Source organism: Cetobacterium sp. 2A, from assembly GCF_014250685.1.
Taxonomy (GTDB): domain Bacteria; phylum Fusobacteriota; class Fusobacteriia; order Fusobacteriales; family Fusobacteriaceae; genus Cetobacterium.
In genome coordinates this window covers 263540-283254 of the sequence record NZ_JACFAJ010000001.1, presented here as the reverse complement: position 1 = coordinate 283254, position 19715 = coordinate 263540, and the positions used below count along the sequence as shown (strand labels likewise).

The window sequence follows — 19715 nt, the reverse complement described above, 5'->3', positions numbered from 1 at the left end:
TCCTTACTTTCTATTATTAAGTTTTTCAGCTACCCATTTCACAGCCATTTCTGAAAGAAAATCACCTTGATACCCACTATCTCCTTCTGAATTTGTTATATAGATATTTTCTACATCTGCCCTCAAAAGAGCATCTGCAAGTTTTAAACTTTGTCTAATAGGTACATTATTATTTTTAACTCCATGTACTATAAAAATTGGTGGATTAGATGATCTAACTTGTTGCAGTGGACTTGCCATTTCAGCTAATTTAACTTTTTCATAATCTGGTTCTTTTACTTTCTTTTTATTTCTAAGTCCTCTTAAAATTCCAACTCCTTGTTCTGGATTTGTATATCCTAAAAGTTTTGCTTCAGGAGCTGTTGGTGTATCATGTTTTTCTATAGATTCTTTTCTAGATACATATCTAGAATTCCCATCAATTGCCATTGTTAGTAAATCAGTAGGACCATAGAAATCAACTACTGCTATAGTTCCACTATCAAACTCTGAATTTCCTCCAACATCACCTTCAAATTTTGGATTACCTGCAGTCATTCCTAAAAGTAATGCTAACTGCCCTCCTGCCTCATCGCCAACTACTGCAATTCTTGTTGGATCTATTCCGTATTTAGCTGCGTTAGCTTTTAAATATCTAACTGCACCTTTAACGTCAAAAATTTGTGCAGGAAATATAGCTTCATTTGAAAGTCTATATCCTACACTCACAAAAGTTATTCCTTTATCAATAACTTTTGAAAAAGCTTTAAAATTTGCATTTTTAGAACTATCTGTATTTGTAATATTTATTACATCCCCTTCTTTTAAAACAGGATCAATATATCCATTATTATAGTCTCCTTCACTCCATCCACCACCATGTATATAAATTAAAACTGGTGTAGGACCATTATCTATAAAAGGTTTAAATATATTCATTTTTAAATCTTTCATTTCTCCATTATCTTTTGCTACAGTCGCGTAAACTACATCTTTGTATGTAGCTTTTAAAAGATGAGTTTTTGGTTTTCCAACATTATCAACTTGAATTTTTTCTGTTTTAGGCTTAGAAGAATATAAATTATATTTTGCTGAAACTATTGGCCAAAAAAACACCCCCGAAGCTAGAGCAATTATTAAAGATATTAACAATAACGCATACTTTAATCCCGTGTGTTTAGGTTTTTTACTATACATTTTTCTCCTCCTAGTCCTCATCTTTTTCTATTACCATCTCTTACTAGAATTATTTAATACTCCTTTATTTTTATTAAATATATTTTATTTTGTAAAGGATTTATTTGTTTTTTTATGAATACTAATATAAGGTTTTTTTTAATTTGACTCTGGAGGATAGATATGAATAAAATTTTACTATTGTTACTCTTATATTCAACCATTATTTTTTCTGATGGATTAAAAGTTTTTACAACAATATACCCTAATTATAATCTTATTAAACCAATCCTTGGGGATTATGGATCTGTTGTAACTATTGTTCCTCAAAATATTGAAGTTCATCATTTTGAGCCATCAACTAGAGATATATTATCTATCAATAAGGGCGATTTATTTTTTTATACAAGTGATATTTTAGAACCTTGGGTTAAAAGTGTGTCTAAAAATTTTCCATCATCACTAACAGTTGTAAATAATAGTAATTTTGTAAAAAATTTAAACACAAAAGATACTCATATTTGGTTAGATCCGATTTCGGCTATTGATATAGTACATGGGATAGCTACTACTCTGGCTAAAACAGATCCTAAAAATAAAGAATATTTTATGAACAACGCTTTGGATTATGAAAAAAAAATTAAAGACTTACACACAGAATATACAAATACTTTAAAAAGTTATAAAAATAAAACTATTATTTATGTTGGTCATAATTCATTTGGATATTTGGAATCAAGATATGATATTAATTTTTTAACCCCGTATTCTGGATACTCTGTAGATTCTGAACCAACACCAAAATCTATTCAAAAAATAATTGATTTTGGAAAGAAAAATAATATCAAATATGTTTTTTATGAAAAAGGTACAGATTCTAAATTTGCTGAAACCATTGCAAAAGAATTATCAGCTAAAACTATTCCTCTTGATTCTTTACATTCAGCAAAAGGTGATTATGTTGAATTAATGAGAGCTAATCTTCCACTTTTAGAAAAAGGTCTAAAAAATGAGTAATTTAAATAATCTAATTGAAGTTAAAAATATTTGTTTTAATAGTAAAAACATTTCCATTTTAGAAAATATCTCTTTTGATGTAGAAAAAGGAGATTATATTTCAATAATTGGTCCAAATGGTTCTGGGAAATCCTCTTTAATAAAAATACTTTTAGGAATAATTGATTTTGGAATTTCTGGAAAAATAAATTTAAATAATATTACTTTAAGTGATATCGGATATCTTCCTCAAGCTAATTCGTTTAAACCTAAAAATTTTCCAGCTAAAGTTTATGAAATTATTTCTACAGGTCTTTTATCCAAGAAAAAATTTCCTAAATTTTTAAACTCATCAGATTTAAAAAAAATTGATGCAATTTTAAAACGAATAAATATTTTCCATCTCAAGGATAGAATTATTAGTGATTTATCTGGTGGAGAACAACAAAAAGTTCTTCTAGCTAGAGCTTTAATTTCAAATCCTAAACTTATTTTACTAGACGAACCTACGTCTGCTTTAGATTTAGATACAAGAAATAATTTTTATTCTCTTCTAAAAGAACTAAATGAAAAAGAAAATATAACAATTTTATTTATAACCCACGATATCGAAAATATTAAAAAAAATTCAAAAAAAGTTCTTTATCTAGATAAAAAAATCCTCTTTTTTGGAAATACAGAAGCTTATCAGGAGGAAAAAAATGTTTAATGAAATCATAGATTTTTTTTCTTATAGTTTTATTTGGTATGCTTTAGGAACTGGAATATCAATTGGGATTGCTTGTGGATTTTTAGGCCCATTTTTAGTAATAAAAAACTACTCTCTTATTGGAGATGGATTGTCTCATGTTGGATTTTTAGCCCTAGCAATTGGAGTTCTCTTAAAAAATTTGTCCTTTTTTATTCTCTTTCCAATTATATTTATTGCTTCTTTAATTATATTAGAGTTTTCAGAAAAACATGAGATTTCTGGAGATAGTGCTATTGGGATACTTTCTTCAGTGTCTCTAGCTTTAGGGGTTATTATTATAACTATTTCTTCTGGGTTTAATGTAGATGTATTTAGTTTTTTATTTGGATCAATTTTATTTGTAAGCTTTAATGATTTTTTATTTTCATTTTTTATAGGATTATTTGTTATGATAACCGTAACCCTTTTCTATAATGATTTACTTTGTGTCTCTTATGATGAAGATTTTTCAATTTCTCAAGGAATTAGTTTGAAATTATTAAAATATATTTTAGCTCTATTGGTCTCTCTTGTTATAACTGTCGGTATTAAGTTTTTAGGAACACTTTTAATTTCATCTTTAATTATTTTTCCAACGCTTTCAGCTTTTCAAACAAGAGGAAGTTTTAAATCTTTAATTTTTAAAAGTTGTTTATTTTCAATCCTAGCAACATTCTTCGGACTTCTTTTATCTTTTTTTCTAAACTTTCCAAGCGGTGCAAGCGTTGTTGTTGTTAATGCTATAATATTTTTGATAACTTTTATAAAAAAAGAAAGATGAAATCAGTTTAACTGATTTCATCTTTCTTTTTAGTTCTGTGAAAATAATAATATATCTCCATATAAAAGTTCTACATCTCCTTTAGGAGTTATATAGGTCTCATTTCTTTTTACTGATATTATAAGCATTCCTTTTGGTAATTCTAATTCTTTTATTTTTTTATTTCTATACTCAGAATTTTCATCTACAATCATTTTCTTAATGGCTAACTCTTCCAATTCATCTATAACTATAGAGTTATTATCAGTATCATCTTCATCAAATAAATTTAAATATCTCCCCAGAGGTTTTAATGTCATTCCTTGAATTATCACTGAAAAAACAACTATATAGAATATTAAATTAAACATCATTTGTGAATTTTCTAACCCTTCCGTTATAGCCATAGTTGAAAATATTATTGGAACTGCTCCTTTTAATCCAGCCCAAGAAATAAAAAATTTCTCTTTTCCTGTAAATTTAAATGGAATTAATAAAAGATAAACAACTAAAATTCTAACTACTATAACCATAATTACTGCTAAAATACTACCTATATAAATATATTTATATAAATTACTTGGAAAAACTAGTAATCCTAATATTACAAACATCGCTATTTGCATAAACCAGGTCGCTGAGCTAATATTTCTAATACTATTGAGTTTAAAATTAAACTTTTGATTCCCTACCATAATTGCATATACATATATCGCTAAATATCCATTTCCTTCTAATATAGTTGTTAATCCATAACATATAAAAAGGACTGCTATTAGATGAATCGTCAAAAACTCTTCTCTAACAATACTTATATATTTTGAAAGAGGTAAAGTTATTTTTCCAAATATATACCCTATAAGTGCTCCCAATCCAATTTGCTTAATTAAAAATATTATACCCCCAATTACAGATGTATTTTCGTTTTTAAAAAAGGAAATAATGAATAAAATTAAAGCATATGCCATTGGGTCGTTACTTCCAGACTCTATTTCAACAACAGATTTAATTTTTCTTTTTAATTTTGTATCCCCTAATGTCGACATAACTGCAGCTGCATCAGTCGAAGAAACCATCGCACTAAATAGTAAACATTCTTTTAAGCTTAAACTTGTCAAATAATATACTGCTATACCAGAAAGAGCTGCTGTTAAAAAAACACCCAATGTAGCCAATGTAAAACTTGGAAAAAATGCCAACTTAACATCACTTTTTTTTGTCTCTAATCCTCCAGAAAATATTATAAACATCAGAGCTACAGTTCCTATATTTTGAGCTAACATTGCATTATCAAAATAAATTTTTCCTATACCCTCAGATCCTGCCAACATTCCAACTAATATGAACATAATTAATAGTGGTATCTGTAATTTTTTTGATATTCTAATAGAAAATAAGCTCAACAATATAATTATTCCAGTTGTTAATATTTCAATTCCCATATTTTTTCTCCATTCTTAATCTTTTATGGTTCAATGATATCAGCTCTTTTCAATTATTGCTACAAAAAATATAAAATGACTAGCAAGTATTTTTAAGTGCCAGTCATCTTATATTTTGTTCTTATTTTTTCTTTACATATTTCATTGTATCTAATGCTACAGCCATGACTATTATAACTCCTTTTATTATAAACTGCCAATATGGATTAACTCCAATATATGTCAGACCATAATTTATAACTGTAAATATAAGTACCCCTGTAACCACTCCTGGAACTGTTCCAACTCCACCACTAAAAGATACTCCTCCAACTACACATGCAGCTATTGCATCCAGTTCATACATATTTCCTAGGTTATTTGTAGCACTTCCAACTCTTCCTGCTTCTAACAATCCTCCAAAAGCATAAAATATTCCAGATAGCATATAAACTATTAAAATAGTTTTCTTTACATTTACTCCAGAAACCTTAGCTGCTTCAGGATTTCCACCAACTGCAAATAAATTTTTTCCAAATATTGTTTTATTCCATAAAATCCATATAAATATTGTAGCTATTATTGCATATATAATCAGATAATTTACCCTCATTCCAGCAACACTAAAGAATCCCTGAGAAAATTCTGTAAATCTTGAATCAAAACCAGCAATAGGAGAGGCCCCAACATAATCAAAATAAAGTGAGGTTGCCCCATAAACAACTATTGAAGACCCTAGAGTTGCTATAAATGGTGTAACACTCAAATGAGCTACCACAAATCCATTTAGTAAACCAATAAAAGCTCCAGCAATAGTCACAATTAAAATTACAAGTGGTATTGGTAATTCTCCAATTTGAGGAAATACCTTATTCACATTAGTCACAGCTTGAAGTAAAGTTGCCCCTACTACAGCTGATAATCCAACTTGTCTTCCTGCAGAAAGATCTGTTCCTTGAGTTACTATAATCCCCGCAACTCCAAGAGCCAATATCGTTCTTACAGATGACTGAGTTAATATATTTCTAAAATTTCTAGCACTTAAAAACGAAGGCTCTTTTATTATTATAATAGACAAAAGAATGAATAAAACTAAATAAATTCCTCCATCCATCATCCATTTTTTAAAATCGATTGACCTAGACTTTTTTTCTGATGTAACTTCCATTTCTACTCCCCCTATAAATTAAAGATATAAAGATGCTAACTGTAAAATTTCCTCTTGAGAAGTTTTTGCAGTCTCTACAATTCCTGCTAATTTTCCATTACTCATAACCATTATTCTATCTGTTATTCCCAAAAGTTCAGGCATTTCAGAAGATATTATGATTATACCTTTATCTTTATTTGCCAAATCTAGCATTAGCTGATAAATTTCAAATTTCGCACCAACATCTATTCCTCTCGTTGGCTCATCAAGCATTAGTATGTCAGGAGAAGTCAATAACCATCTTCCTATTATTACCTTCTGTTGATTCCCACCTGACAAACTTCCGATTGATGTTTTATGACTAGGAGTCTTAACTCTCATAGAATCAATAACCCACTGTGTATCACTTTTCATTTTCTTATTATTTAAAAGTTTTGTAGCTCCAATATATTTATCTAAATTTGAAATTAAAGAGTTAAATTCTATATTTAACTGAGAATATATTCCAGTAGCTCTTCTCTCCTCTGTAACAAGTGCAAATCCATTTTTAATAGCTTCCAAACTTGTTTTGTTCCCTACTTCTTTTCCATTCACAATAACTTGACCTTGTTTTTTTTCTCTAATTCCAAATATTGTTTCAACTATATCAGTTCTTTTAGATCCAACTAGTCCTGCTACTCCTAAAATTTCTCCCTTTTTAAGTTCAAAGGTAATATCTTGAATAGACGGTTGATTTAATGCCGTTAGGTTTTTTACTTCCAATATTGTTTCTTTAGGCTCATTAGTTTTTTTAGGAAATCTTTGAGTCAATTCTCTTCCAACCATCAAACTTATTATTTCTGATGTTGTCACTCCTTTTAAACCAGTTGTCGTTACCCACTGGCCATCACGCAATATAGTTATTTCGTCGCATATAGCTGAAATTTCTTCCATCTTATGCGAGATATATACTACGCCACATCCTCTATCTTTTAATTTTTTGATAATCGTAAAAAGATGGCCTACTTCTTTTTCTGTAAGCGATGATGTCGGCTCATCCATAACTATTACTTTCGAATTGTATGAAAAAGCTTTTGCAATTTCTAACATTTGCATTTGTGAAACAGATAATGTTGAAACTTTTGCTTTCGGATTTACATCTATTTCTAGCTCATCAAATATTTTTTTAGTATCTTCGTACATCTTTTTATGATCAACAAATATCCCTTTTAAAGGGTATCTTCCTAGCCACATGTTATCCATTACTGTTCTTTGCAAAACTTGGTTTAGTTCTTGATGAACCATTGAAACTCCATTTTCCAAAGCATCTTTGGATGAGATAAAATTAATCTCCTTTCCTTCTAATAATATTTTTCCAGAATCTTTTTCGTAAATTCCAAAAAGACATTTCATCAAAGTTGACTTCCCAGCTCCATTTTCTCCCATAAGAGCATGAATACTATAAGGTTTTATTTTTAAATTAACATTATCTAAAGCTTTAACTCCCGGAAAAGATTTTGAAATTCCTGTCATCTCAAGTAAATATTTATCCATACATTGCTCCTTAAGTTTAAATTATAAAAAGGAGAGGGAAATTCCCTCTCCTTATATAGTAATAGAAAATTTCTTATTTTTTAAAATCTTTTAGGTTATCTTTGTCCACTCCTACATAAGGAACTCTAAGAACTCTCTCTTCTAGTACCCAAGTTGTTCCTTCAGTTGCAGGTTTTCCTTCAGCTAAATTCTTAGTTAATTCATAAGTTGCTTTTGCTTGATTTGCTCCATCATTAAGAACTGTTCCAGCCATTGCTCCAGACTCAACCAAAGCTAAAGCCTCTGCTAGTGCATCTACTCCAAATACAGGAATATTTGATTTTCCAGCTGCTTTTAATGACTCAATAGCACCCATAGCCATTCCATCGTTATTTGCGATTATAACTTCTATTTTATTTCCATTTGGTCCAGAAAGCCATGCATCAGTTTTATCTTTTGCCATAGCAGCATCCCACATTCCAGTATCCATATGTAATTCTTGAGTTTTTATTTTGTGAGTATCATTTAAAGTCTTTACAACGTAAGTTGTTCTTGCCTCAGCATCTGGATGTCCTGGTTCTCCTTTTAGTAAAACATATTGAATTACCCCATCCTTATTTAAATCCCAATTTGGATTTGCTTTCCATTGCTTAGCAACGATATCTCCTTGTATAACACCTGACTCTTTCGAATCAGTTCCAACATAATAAGCTCTATCATAACTAGCCATTGCTTCTTTAGAAGGTTCTTTATTATAGAAAACAACTGGTAAGTTTTCGGCTTTTGCTTTGGCAATTACTGTTGGTGCTGCTGCTGGGTCAACTAAGTTGATAGCTAATCCATCTACACCTTTTGCTATTAAAACATCAATCTGGTCATTTTGTTTTGATTGGTCATTTTGTGAATCATTCATCATAATAACAACATCTTTATCTGCTGCTGCATTTTTCTCTATAGCTTGTCTCACACTAGCCATAAAGTTGTCATCATACTTGTAAACTGTGAATCCTAACTTTGTTGGTGCTGCATAAACTGCAGAAGTTACTGCTAAAGCTGTTAAAAAAAATGTTAATTTCTTCATAAATATTAACCTCCCCCATTTTCTTGTAATAATATAGCACATTAAGATTATACAACGTATATTTTAAATGTCAATATTACAATTTTAGCTTTACCAGCTCCCTCCTCCTCCTCCTCCAGCTCCTCCTCCAGAACTTCCTCCACCCATAGAAGACATCCCACCTCCATAATTTGATGGAGCTTTAGGTGCGGAAAGCATGTTTTGGTTCAATCCAATCAAACTTCTATTAAAACTACTCATAAATAGAAGCATAGTAAATGATCCATCATTTGCTGAGTACCAAGTCGGAGGTGTCGTTACTAAATCTTTAAATTTATCTGCCCATTTATCACTTACTCCAAGTACTATTGTATACGGTAAAATATCATAAAAATATTCAGGATTTTCCTCTAATAACATTTCCAATTTATTCTTTTCTGCTGTTATTAAAAATCTTTTAAATCCTAAAACTCTCCCTAATATATTTTCTCCATATTCTGTTCTTCTTTTAGTTATTGAAGCAATTAAAAAAATTCCTGCTATTGAAATAATTGAAATTGGTATTTGGATAATTGGAAGTATTCCTGTAAACCAAACATATCCAAAAATAGTTAAAATTATAAAAATAGGAAAAGCTCTCATACAATTTCCAATTTGTAAACTTTTTTCATCATATAGCTCTCTATGAGCCATAATTATATCAATTTCAAATATCTTAGAAGCTTTTTGAATATGAGTGTAAAATTTATCTTTTAAACTACTCAATTTAACTTTAGAACTAGTGTCACTATATAAAAATAAAGCATCAAATAAATATTTTTGAAAATCACTTTTATCTGATTCTAAATTTTTAAGTTTTTCTATTTCAAAGTCTTCTTTTGAAAAAATTCCATTTTTTGGTATTACATTTATTTTTAGATATCCCTTGCTGGCCCAATAAAAAACCATGCTAGTAAAATCTTTAGAATCTAACCTTCCATCTATATAATACCCAATTTCTGTCGGTGTCATATCATCCGGTGGATAAAATTCTATAACCTCTACAATTTTTTTATTCGTTCCATATTTTTTGTATAAAATAAAAGATATTATCAGAAGAAGTATTGGTAATATAATTGTTACAATTTTAAGTAGTCCGTATAGAAATTTTTGATTATTTACATTAAAATATCCTTCAGGTAAAGGTAAGGCTAATGTTACACTTTCTCCAGGAGATAAAACTCTTGTAGTATATCCTGTTATTGTATTATCTTTAACACTCCATACTATTCCTTGCGTACTAGTACTTCCATATTTTCCTAAAGTAAAATTGATTTTATTTGAATCAAAATTCTTTGGAAGTGTTATAGAGAATTCAAGTTTATCAATATTGGTATCCCAATCGTTTCCGATTAAGTTATAATAAACTTCATCATAGTCATTTATTCTATCCCAACCCATGTTATATTTATATTTTATTTCGTAATATTTATTTCCTATTATATATTTATCGGGATTTCCTATTCTTAAATATATATATTTCCCATTATCTTTAGATGTCCACATTTCATTAGCTTCTAAATTTGTAATTGGTATAGTTCTTCCATTGTAATATTCTGGAATAACTCTATATATCCCTCTTCTATTCTCTTTAAATTCTACATCTATATTTTCTGAAATAGTATATACGTTATTGTCATTTATTTTTATATCTACCTTATAGTCTCTTATCACATATCCGTCATCTGCAAATATTGTTGAAAATATAAGGAGAAATAAACTAAAACTCCACTTTAACATTTTTCTTTTCTTCTTCATTTTCTACTTTAAAATATGGATAATTTGTAAATCCGAAAATTCTTGCAAATATTACTGCTGGGAATGTTTGACAAAGAGTATTGTAATTTCTAACAGTACCGTTATAATATTTTCTAGATTGTAAAATTTCACTTTCTAACTTTACAAGTTCATCTTGTAACTGCATAAAATTTTGATTTGCTTTAAGTTCTGGATAAGATTCTGTAAGAGCAAACAATTTAGTTAGTGCACCTGTTATCATATTTTCATTAGCTATTTTTTCTTCTGGTGTAGTCGCAGACATGTATCTATTTCTAGCTTCTATTACCCTAGTCAATGTATCTCCTTCATAATCTTTGTATCCTTTTACTGTGGATACTAGATTAGGAATTAAGTCATATCTTTTCTTTAAATATACGTCTATTGTTGAGAAAGCCTCATCTACATAGTTTTTCTCTTTTACTAATTTGTTATAGATTGATATACCCATGATTACTATAATTACAATTAAAATTAAAATTATTATTCCAAACATTTTTTCCTCCTTTAAATTTTTATTTCTACCTAATCGAATTATACCCTTTAGAAGTTTTTTTTACAATAAAATGAATGAAATATCAATTCTATATAGAATATCATTTTTAGATTTATAATTTTTTATGGAGGTAGAATTATGAAACTATTTTCTGAAATGCAAAAAATAGGAAAAGCATTAATGACACCAGTTGCAATACTTCCAGCTGCTGGGTTATTTCTAGCTTTTGGAAGTAAACTACAAATTCCACTTATGGAGCAAGCTGGTGGAATAATTTTTTCTAATCTTCCACTACTATTTGCAATTGGATCTGCTATAGGACTTGTAGGTGGAGATGGGATTGCGGCCTTGGCTGCTACTGTTGCTCTTCTAATTATGAACGTTACAATGGGAATCTTAACGAATGCCGAAGCTGGAATTGCTGCTAAAGATTTAGCATATGCTACTGTTCTAGGTATTCCGACTCTTCAAACTGGTGTTTTTGGAGGTCTTATAGCAGGTATTATTGCCGCTATATGTTATAAAAAATTCTATCAGACTGAACTCCCACCTTTTTTAGGTTTCTTCGCAGGAAAAAGACTAGTTCCAATCATGACAGCAATTGCAGCATTTTTAGTTGGACTTGCAATGCCTTATATCTGGCAACCTGTCCAATTTGGTTTAGAAAAACTATCATTTTTAGCTAATGAAACCAATACTAATGTTTCAACGTTTATTTTTGGAGTTGTTGAAAGAGCTTTAATACCTTTTGGACTTCACCATATCTTCTATGCACCTTTCTGGTTCCAGTTTGGAAACTATACGACTTCAACAGGACAAGTAATAACTGGTGACCAAGCTATTTGGTTTGCTATGTTAAAAGATGGTGTTACTAATTTTAGTTCAGCCACTTATGATGGAGCTGGAAAATTTATGGCTGGAAAATTTCCATTCATGATGTTTGGTCTTCCTGCGGCTGCTCTTGCAATGTATAACGAAGCTAGGGTTGAAAATAAAAAAATTGCCGGTGGTATCTTATTTTCAGCTGCTCTTACTTCTTTTTTAACTGGAATAACTGAACCACTTGAATTTTCATTTCTTTTTGTTGCTCCTATTCTTTATGGACTACATTGTATTTTTGCGGGGTTATCCTTTATGCTAATGAATATGTTTAAAGTTAGAATTGGAATGACTTTTTCAGGAGGAGTTATTGATTATACAATCTTTGGAATTTTGCCATCTACCGAAGGCTTTCAAACAAATTGGCCAATGGTACTTGTTGTTGGTGCAGGATTTGCAGTTATTTATTACTTTGGTTTTAGATTTTTCATTAGAAAATTTAATTTAATGACTCCAGGTAGAGAAATTGTAGATCCTAACGATACACAGGAAGTTTCTTTAGGAAATGAAGAGCTTGCAGTATTAGTTATAAACGCATTAGGTGGTAAAGAAAATATAGTTTCTACCGATGCCTGTATTACAAGACTTAGAATGGAAGTTAAAAACACATCTATGGTGGATGATAAAGAATTAAAAAGACTTGGTGCTAATGGAGTATTAAAAGTCGGAGAACACGGTGTCCAAGCTATATTCGGGGCAAAAGCTCAGTTCATAGCGAATGATATAAAAAATATTGTAGAAAAACAATAATAAATACAAAATAAAGATAGGAGACAATAAAAAATTTAGTCTCCTATCTTTATTTTAAAATCTATCTAAATAATCTGTAAAAATACCATCTACTTCATATTTTTTAAGCTTTTCAAAACTCTCTACATCATTGACTGTATACACAAAAGTTTTATATCCTAATTTCTTTATATCTTTTACTTTTTCTTCTGTTAAAAATTTTGCACTGGGATTAATACTATATGGTTTTATTTTACTTTCATTAATATATTCCTCTAGGTTATCGGGAAGCTCTTCGAATAATAATCCAATTTTTAACTCCTTATCCTTTTCAGATATTCTCTTTAATATTTCATGGTTGAAAGATGAAAACAATATATTTTCTTTTGGAAATGATTCTATATTTTTTAATATATAATCTTCAATTTCTCTTTTTTCAGAATCTATGGCTTTAAGTTCTATATTTAAAATACTCTCTTTAGGAATTATTTCTAAAACTTCTTTTAATACTGGGAATACCTCAGAAGAAAACTCTTCAGAAAAATTATTCTTAATTGGAAGAAATCTTAATTCTTTCAAATAGTTATCTTTAATATTTCCTTCTCCAGCAAATACTCTTCCTAATGAGTAATCATGATAAACCACAACTTCATTATCTCTAGTTAATTGTACATCTATTTCAAAAGCTTTTGCTCCCATCATAACTGCTTTTTTTATTGAACCTAATGTATTCTCAGGTGCATATCCAGATGCCCCTCTATGTGCAAATTTAATCATTTATTAATCCCTCCTCTTTTAATTCTTATATGCGATTATATCCTAAAATCTAGTTTTTCTAAAGTCATTTTTACAATTTATTTACATTAAGTTTGATATAACTTAATTAATTGACAGTTTTGTGAAATTAGGATACAATATTTTGTGAAATTTTAGGAGGTTAGATGGAAAATATTACAATAAACAACAACGGATTTCTAAGCTACGTTGATAGATATTTTAAGCTTAGTGAAAATAATAGTTCAATCTCTACAGAAATAACTGCGGGAATTACAACTTTTATGACAATGGCCTACATTTTAATAGTTCAACCTATATTTATGGGAGCAGCTGGAATGGATACAGGTGCTGTAACTATTGTTACTGCAATCTTATCGGCTATTTTCTCAATCATAATGGGTCTTTATACTAATCGTCCATTTGCAATGGCTCCAGCTATGGGTGGAAATGCCTTCTTTGCCTATACCTTAGTTGCTGGGGGAATGGTAACTTGGGAAATTGGAATTGGAATGGTTTTCCTATCAGGAATAGGCTTTTTAATTTTGACTCTATTTGGTCTTCGTGAAATTATAGTTAAAGCTATTCCTAGAAATCTAAAATTTGCTATTGGAGTTGCAGTTGGTTTCTTTATAGCAATGGTTGGATTTAAAAATGGAAACTTAATGACAATAGTTAATGGAACTATCCAGATGGGAAGTTTAAAAGATCCCGTTACCTTTTTATCTTTAACTGGGCTTGTAATTACAATCGCCTTAGTTCTTAATAAGGTAAAAGGTGGTGTTTTAATAGGAATTTTAACTACAACAATTTTAGGGATTCCTTTTGGAATTACAAACATCCCTAGTAGTTTCTTTTCAATGCCACCTTCAATTATGCCTATTGCTTTTAAGTTAGACATACTTGGAGCATTAAAACTAGCATTTTTCCCACTTATTTTTACATTCTTTGTAGGAGATTTTTTCTCTACATTAGGAACACTTTTAGGAGTATCATCAAAAGCCAATCTTCTTGATGAGAATGGAAATCTTCCAGAAATAGACAAACCTTTTCTTGTAGATTCAATAGCAACAATTTTAGGTGCAGTAATAGGTTCTACTACAATAACTACTTTTCTTGAATCTGCAGCTGGAGTAGAAGAGGGCGGAAGAACTGGACTAACTGCTGTTACAACTGGTATTTGTTTTCTACTTACAATATTTATAACCCCAATAGTTTATATAATTCCATCTGCAGCAACAGCTCCGGCTCTTATTTTTATTGGAATTCTTATGATGACAAGTATCAAGTTTATAGATATGGAAGATTTAACAGAATTTGTTCCTGCAGCTATAACAATTATGTTTACAATATTTACTGATAATATGGCTACTGGAATGAGTATCGGAATACTTTCTCATATCGTAGTGAAAATCGTAACTGGAAAAGCTAAAGATTTAAATTTACCTATATTAATTTTAAGCATTCCTCTTTTAGGTTATTTTATTTTTTTATAAAATAAAGGATATAATCATTTTCTAGAGTATATTTTTTTATAGATTTAATAAAATATTTTTTAGAGGTGATTTCAAATGCAACTTACCAAAAAAAATGATAATTTTTTAAATTTTTTCTCTGACTTTTTTGATGACAAACGTGCTTTAGAACCTTTTAAAAAAAATGTTATTCCTTCTGTTAATCTTCTAGAGAATGACAATGAATATGAAATTGATGTGTGTGCTCCTGGTATACCAAAAGACGATATAAAAATTGCTATAACTGGAGATTCATTAACTATAAGTTATGACTATGAAGAAAATAAAGAAGAAAATAAAAAAGATTTTACAAAGAAAGAATTTGTGTATCGTTCATTTAAAAGAACTACTACTATTCCTTCTGATGTTTTAAGAGATCAAATAACAGCTAATTTTGAAAATGGTATTTTGGCACTTAAACTTCCAAAAGATCATAGTAAAAAGGAAGAAACAAAAAACATAGAAATTAAATAACCCCAAATAAATTAAAAATCTCTTCTACATATAAAATGTAAAAGAGATTTTTTTCTTTATCTATAATCATTTTAATGTTATAATTAATGGCAAACATTTTAATAAAGGAGAGATCTAAATATGGACAGTTATCCCCAACGCTTGTTAAAAAAATTAAATAGATGATTTAAGGGGGCTGTTATATTTTTTGCTTCCTTAAACAGGGAGGCAAAATGTTAAAAAAACAAATTGACCATTTTTTGGTTACTAAAAATTATTTTCAGTTAAAAACATTTTTAAACGACTCTAAAGCAGTCGATATAGCTGATTTTATCGAAGAAAATAATGAAAGTATTCTTATAATTTTTAGACTATTGAACAAAGATGTTTCAGCTGAAGTATTTTCACATCTTTCATCTGCAAAACAAAGAGAAATTGTAGACTCTATTCAAGATAAAAAATTAAAAGAAATTTTGGACGAACTTTTTTTAGATGATATTGTAGATTTCGTTGAAGAAATGCCAGCTAATGTCGTAAAAAGAATTTTAGCAAATAGTACAGAGGAAGAAAGAATACTTATCAACCAACTTCTTTCTTATAATGAAGATTCTGCTGGAAGTCTAATGACAGTTGAGTATATATCAATGAAAAAAGAATGGACTGTAAAAGAGGCCATAAAGTATATAAGAGATGTTGGAACAAATAGTGAGAGTATTGACTCTTCTTATGTTACAAGCAACTCCAGACAATTAGAAGGTGTTGTTTCCCTAAGAGATCTTCTATTGGCAAAAGATAATGAAACTATTTCTGATATTATGAAAAATAATGTTATTTCAATACATACATATGAAAATCGTGAAAAAGCTCTTGAACTTTTTAAAAAATACGATTTATTAGTTCTTCCAGTTGTTGATAAAGAAGAAAAACTTGTAGGAATCATAACAATAGATGATGCTGTAGATGCCATCGAAGAAGAAAATACTGAAGATTTCCAAAAAATGGCTGCTTTAACTCCATCCAAAGAGGAATATCTTGAAAGTAGTGTTCTTTCTCTATCTAAACATCGTTTGCTTTGGCTTCTTGTTCTAATGGTCTCTGCTACATTTACAGGAGCAATTATAAGCAAATATGAGGGTATTCTTGAGTCTATGGTAGTTTTAGCTGCATCTATTCCTATGTTGATGGATACTGGTGGAAATGCTGGTTCTCAATCATCCACTCTTATAATCAGAGGTATGGCCTTAGGACATATAGAAATGAAGGACTACTTAAAAGTAGTTTGGAAGGAATTTCGTGTAAGTTTACTAGTAGGATTTGGATTGGCATCAATCAATTTCATTAGAATGTTTTATTTAATTAAAACAGACTATAGAATCTCTATTGTGGTATCTTCTACTTTATTTTTCACTATAGTTTTAGCTAAACTTGTAGGTGGTTTACTTCCCCTTGGTGCAAAGAGATTAAAATTAGATCCTGCTATCATGGCTGGACCTCTTGTAACTACAATTGTTGATGCACTAGCGTTATTCATATATTTCTATTTTGCTAAACTGTTACTAGATATTTAAAAATAACTTATCCCATCCAATTAACCTAAATTAGAAGTTAATTGAATGGGATTTTTTTAATCTATAAACATTTTTTTCAAGAAGTTATAAAAAACAAATCCTATTATTACTGTTGTAATATACATTTGTAATCCAGATATATCTTTTACAATTAACGATAAATTTATATCTCCAATCTTTGCTAAATATTCACTCATCTTAAACGATCCAACTACTCCTACAGCCATCGGGAATGTTGTCCCTGCAAATCCAGGATGAAAATCATATGAGAAAAATTTAGGAATATGTAACAAGACATATACCAAAGCCAAAAACATCATTCCATAAAATCCAAAAACTACATATTTGTTAGGATCTTTTATTACATTTAAATAACTAATTAAACAAAGTCCAATCGGAGCTATCAAAACTGTTTTTGTATGTATTACAAGTTCTGGTACTGGTACCATTATAAGTCTTCTAATCATAAATGGAATTATAATAAAAAATACAGCTATTCCATAATATAAAATTATTTTTGAAAGTTGTGGTTCATTCATAGCTCCACCAACTACAGTTGATACCATTATTCCATTATAAGTAACAAACCAGCTTGGAACAAAAGAATTTATATTGAAATTTTTAATAACATTTCTATAAGTAAAAACTACAATTAAAATGGCATGAAGACCAATACCTACGAGCCAAAGAGCTTTACCTAAATGTGGGAAATAAGTAAATGCATATGCCCCCATACTCATCATAAGCATAGTATATGCTCCATATAAACTTGCAGGTACAACATTTCCATATTCTTTTGCAAATGTTTTATGATGAAGTGTTATCTTTATAGTTGCTAAAATCAAAACTACAATTCCAATCAATGAAAAAATATGTCTTACAAGTGGAAATCCTATCAAATGATACGGCGTTGATAATGTTACTGCCCCTAGTGCTGTTGCTATAACCCCCACAGGAAGATTTTCACACCTTTCTATTATATTACCAATTCTCATAACTCCTCCTTTATTATCTTCATAAGGGATTCTAAATCCCTTAAATCAACCACCGGAACATCCGTTTTTATATCCAAATCTGTTACTATACAAAATAAATTTTTCTTATTAGAACTAATCTCTTTTGAAATCTCACTTCTTATTATTTCAATTTTTGGAAATTCTGAATTTTTTAATCCTTCTAATATTACTACATCATAATTTGAAAAAAATTTTAAATAATCTTTCTCATTCTCAAATTTTTCATCCTCTATAAGCATATACTTATTTTTCGAAAATATTAAAACACCACTTGCTCCAGCAACTTTGGCCCTATGTGTATCAGTATTTTCTGTATCAGCCTTAAAATCATGACCATCATGTTTGATAACCGCTACTTTTTTTCCCTCTTTTGTAAACTCCCTTATAAGATTTTCAATCAAAGTAGTTTTTCCTGAATTTTTAACGCCACATACAGAAAATACTAATTGTTTTTTTTCACAAATTTTATCTTTCAAAGAAGAATCACCTTCACCTTTTCTCCATTACTTAATTTTTCTGTTCCTGGTTGTATATCTATAATGCAATTTATTCCAGCAGTTGATAAAACTTCACCAGAAGAATGGTGATTACTCTCAATTCTAACTTCTTTATTATCTGAATAGACACCTCTTAACATTCTACGATTTGAGCTTTTTTTTAAGAACTCTCCTCTCAATGTCGCTGTCTCTCTCCTATAATTTATTTCTTTATCTCTAGATATTTTGCTTAAAATTGGTCTTCCTAAAAGTTCCAAATTTATTAAAGCTGCAAATGGATTTCCTGAAAGTGAGAGTAAAATTTTCCCCTCTTGCTTAGATGCTAATACTGGTGTTCCTGGCTGGATTTTAATTTTCCAAAATAATTTTGATCCTTCCAATAGATTAACTACTTCATGTAATATATCCTTTTTCCCAACCGAAACTCCTCCTGTTGTTATAAAAAGATCTACATCTCCAATATTTTCTTTTATTATATTTTTTACTTCTTCCGGATTATCTCCATAAGAACCAAAAATTTTATAATTCATACCTAAATTCTTTATTCTTGAAGCTATAACATACAAATTACTATCGTATATTTTTCCAGGTTTTAATTCATTTGAAATATCTGTTAATTCGTCACCTGTACTTAGAATACCAACTGTCGGGATATCAAAAACTTTTACTTGTGATATCCCCATAGTTGCTAAAATTCCAACATGAGTGTAATTTAATTTAGTTCCCTTTTTTAAAATAAGTTCTCCAAATTTTATATCCTCTCCTCTATGACAAAAATTTTCATATAATTTAAGTTCTTTTAAAACAATTATATTTCCATTTTTTTCCTCAATATCTTCTTGTCTTAAAACACAGGTACAATTTTCTGGAATCATTGCACCCGTCATAATTCTTACACATTCTCCAACTTCAATATTTTTCTCAAAATAATCTCCTGCACATATTTCGCCAACTATTTTAATTTCTATAGGTCTGTTTTCATCAGCCCCCTTTGATGATATATGATTGAAAGAATATCCATCTAATGGAGATCTATTGAAAGGTGGATTATCTAATTTTGCATAAATATCTTCAGATAGTATTCTTCCATCCAAATCAATTAAGCTCACTGTAATCTCCCTTTTCATCTCCATACAATTTTCTAGTAAAATTTCTATCGCCTTTTCTAATTCAATCATCCTTCCTCCTAA

The 19715-nt window shown here is 29.4% G+C and carries 18 protein-coding genes; 7 read left to right on the top strand and 11 right to left on the bottom strand.

The features are described 5' to 3' along the window. Positions 1-3 precede the first annotated feature (3 nt). The gene (locus tag H3N56_RS01425) at positions 4-1176 is read right to left on the bottom strand and encodes an alpha/beta hydrolase (protein ID WP_185879562.1); all 1173 of its coding nucleotides are present in this window, start codon (positions 1174-1176) and stop codon (positions 4-6) included. A gap of 162 nt (positions 1177-1338) precedes the next feature. On the opposite strand from H3N56_RS01425, the gene H3N56_RS01420 reads away from it, so the two are divergent. The 3 genes from H3N56_RS01420 to H3N56_RS01410 are packed head-to-tail and all read left to right on the top strand — an operon-like array spanning position 1339 to position 3662. Then, entirely contained in the window at positions 1339-2172 is an 834-nt protein-coding gene (locus H3N56_RS01420; protein WP_185879561.1) for a metal ABC transporter solute-binding protein, Zn/Mn family, read from the top strand. Beyond that, on the top strand, positions 2165-2860 hold the full coding sequence (locus tag H3N56_RS01415) for a metal ABC transporter ATP-binding protein (protein WP_185879560.1): 696 nt from the start codon (positions 2165-2167) through the stop codon (positions 2858-2860). The genes H3N56_RS01420 and H3N56_RS01415 overlap by 8 nt, the downstream gene beginning before the upstream one ends. Continuing rightward, entirely contained in the window at positions 2853-3662 is an 810-nt protein-coding gene (locus tag H3N56_RS01410; protein ID WP_185879559.1) for a metal ABC transporter permease, read from the top strand. The genes H3N56_RS01415 and H3N56_RS01410 overlap by 8 nt, the downstream gene beginning before the upstream one ends. Before the next feature lie 29 nt (positions 3663-3691). Here the strand turns inward: H3N56_RS01410 and H3N56_RS01405 are convergent, their stop codons facing one another. The 6 genes from H3N56_RS01405 to H3N56_RS01380 form a co-directional block, all read right to left on the bottom strand. After that, entirely contained in the window at positions 3692-5083 is a 1392-nt protein-coding gene (locus tag H3N56_RS01405; RefSeq protein WP_185879558.1) for a potassium/proton antiporter, read from the bottom strand. A 121-nt stretch (positions 5084-5204) separates the two neighbouring features. After that, positions 5205-6230: a galactose/methyl galactoside ABC transporter permease MglC gene (mglC, locus tag H3N56_RS01400; protein WP_185879557.1), complete on the bottom strand. Its 1026-nt coding sequence runs from the start codon at positions 6228-6230 to the stop codon at positions 5205-5207. A gap of 18 nt (positions 6231-6248) precedes the next feature. After that, positions 6249-7745 (bottom strand): galactose/methyl galactoside ABC transporter ATP-binding protein MglA, encoded by a 1497-nt coding sequence (gene mglA, locus H3N56_RS01395; protein WP_185879556.1) that lies wholly within the window; start codon positions 7743-7745, stop codon positions 6249-6251. Between the two features lie 73 nt (positions 7746-7818). After that, on the bottom strand, positions 7819-8805 hold the full coding sequence (gene mglB, locus H3N56_RS01390; protein ID WP_185879555.1) for a galactose/glucose ABC transporter substrate-binding protein MglB: 987 nt from the start codon (positions 8803-8805) through the stop codon (positions 7819-7821). Between the two features lie 90 nt (positions 8806-8895). Continuing rightward, positions 8896-10563: a DUF2207 domain-containing protein gene (locus H3N56_RS01385; RefSeq protein ID WP_185879554.1), complete on the bottom strand. Its 1668-nt coding sequence runs from the start codon at positions 10561-10563 to the stop codon at positions 8896-8898. Beyond that, positions 10544-11095: a LemA family protein gene (locus H3N56_RS01380; RefSeq protein WP_185879553.1), complete on the bottom strand. Its 552-nt coding sequence runs from the start codon at positions 11093-11095 to the stop codon at positions 10544-10546. The genes H3N56_RS01385 and H3N56_RS01380 overlap by 20 nt, the downstream gene beginning before the upstream one ends. 138 nt (positions 11096-11233) lie before the next feature. Between H3N56_RS01380 and ptsG the strand changes: the two genes are divergently transcribed. Beyond that, positions 11234-12724, top strand: coding sequence for a glucose-specific PTS transporter subunit IIBC (ptsG, locus tag H3N56_RS01375; RefSeq protein WP_185879552.1), 1491 nt, complete (start codon positions 11234-11236; stop codon positions 12722-12724). 54 nt (positions 12725-12778) lie between these two features. Here the strand turns inward: ptsG and H3N56_RS01370 are convergent, their stop codons facing one another. Beyond that, on the bottom strand, positions 12779-13480 hold the full coding sequence (locus tag H3N56_RS01370; RefSeq protein ID WP_185879551.1) for a glycerophosphodiester phosphodiesterase family protein: 702 nt from the start codon (positions 13478-13480) through the stop codon (positions 12779-12781). A gap of 164 nt (positions 13481-13644) precedes the next feature. On the opposite strand from H3N56_RS01370, the gene H3N56_RS01365 reads away from it, so the two are divergent. The 3 genes from H3N56_RS01365 (at position 13645) to mgtE (ending at position 17012) form a co-directional block, all read left to right on the top strand. Continuing rightward, on the top strand, positions 13645-14973 hold the full coding sequence (locus H3N56_RS01365) for an NCS2 family permease (RefSeq protein WP_185879550.1): 1329 nt from the start codon (positions 13645-13647) through the stop codon (positions 14971-14973). Positions 14974-15048: 75 nt separating this feature from the next. Beyond that, positions 15049-15465, top strand: a complete 417-nt coding sequence (locus H3N56_RS01360; RefSeq protein ID WP_185879549.1) for an Hsp20/alpha crystallin family protein — start codon at positions 15049-15051, stop codon at positions 15463-15465. 212 nt (positions 15466-15677) lie between these two features. Beyond that, a complete protein-coding gene (gene mgtE / locus H3N56_RS01355) occupies positions 15678-17012 on the top strand; it encodes a magnesium transporter (RefSeq protein WP_185879548.1) in 1335 nt (444 codons plus the stop codon). 56 nt (positions 17013-17068) lie between these two features. Here mgtE and H3N56_RS01350 read toward each other — a convergent pair whose 3' ends face one another. From H3N56_RS01350 to H3N56_RS01340, 3 genes are read right to left on the bottom strand one after another with little or no spacing between them, the layout of a single operon-like run. Next, a complete protein-coding gene (locus H3N56_RS01350) occupies positions 17069-18007 on the bottom strand; it encodes a TDT family transporter (protein WP_185879547.1) in 939 nt (312 codons plus the stop codon). Then, the gene (mobB, locus tag H3N56_RS01345) at positions 18004-18504 is read right to left on the bottom strand and encodes a molybdopterin-guanine dinucleotide biosynthesis protein B (protein WP_185879546.1); all 501 of its coding nucleotides are present in this window, start codon (positions 18502-18504) and stop codon (positions 18004-18006) included. Before mobB ends, H3N56_RS01350 begins: the two co-directional genes overlap by 4 nt. Next, on the bottom strand, positions 18501-19703 hold the full coding sequence (locus H3N56_RS01340) for a molybdopterin molybdotransferase MoeA (RefSeq protein WP_185879545.1): 1203 nt from the start codon (positions 19701-19703) through the stop codon (positions 18501-18503). The genes mobB and H3N56_RS01340 overlap by 4 nt, the downstream gene beginning before the upstream one ends. Between the last annotated feature and the right edge of the window lie 12 nt (positions 19704-19715).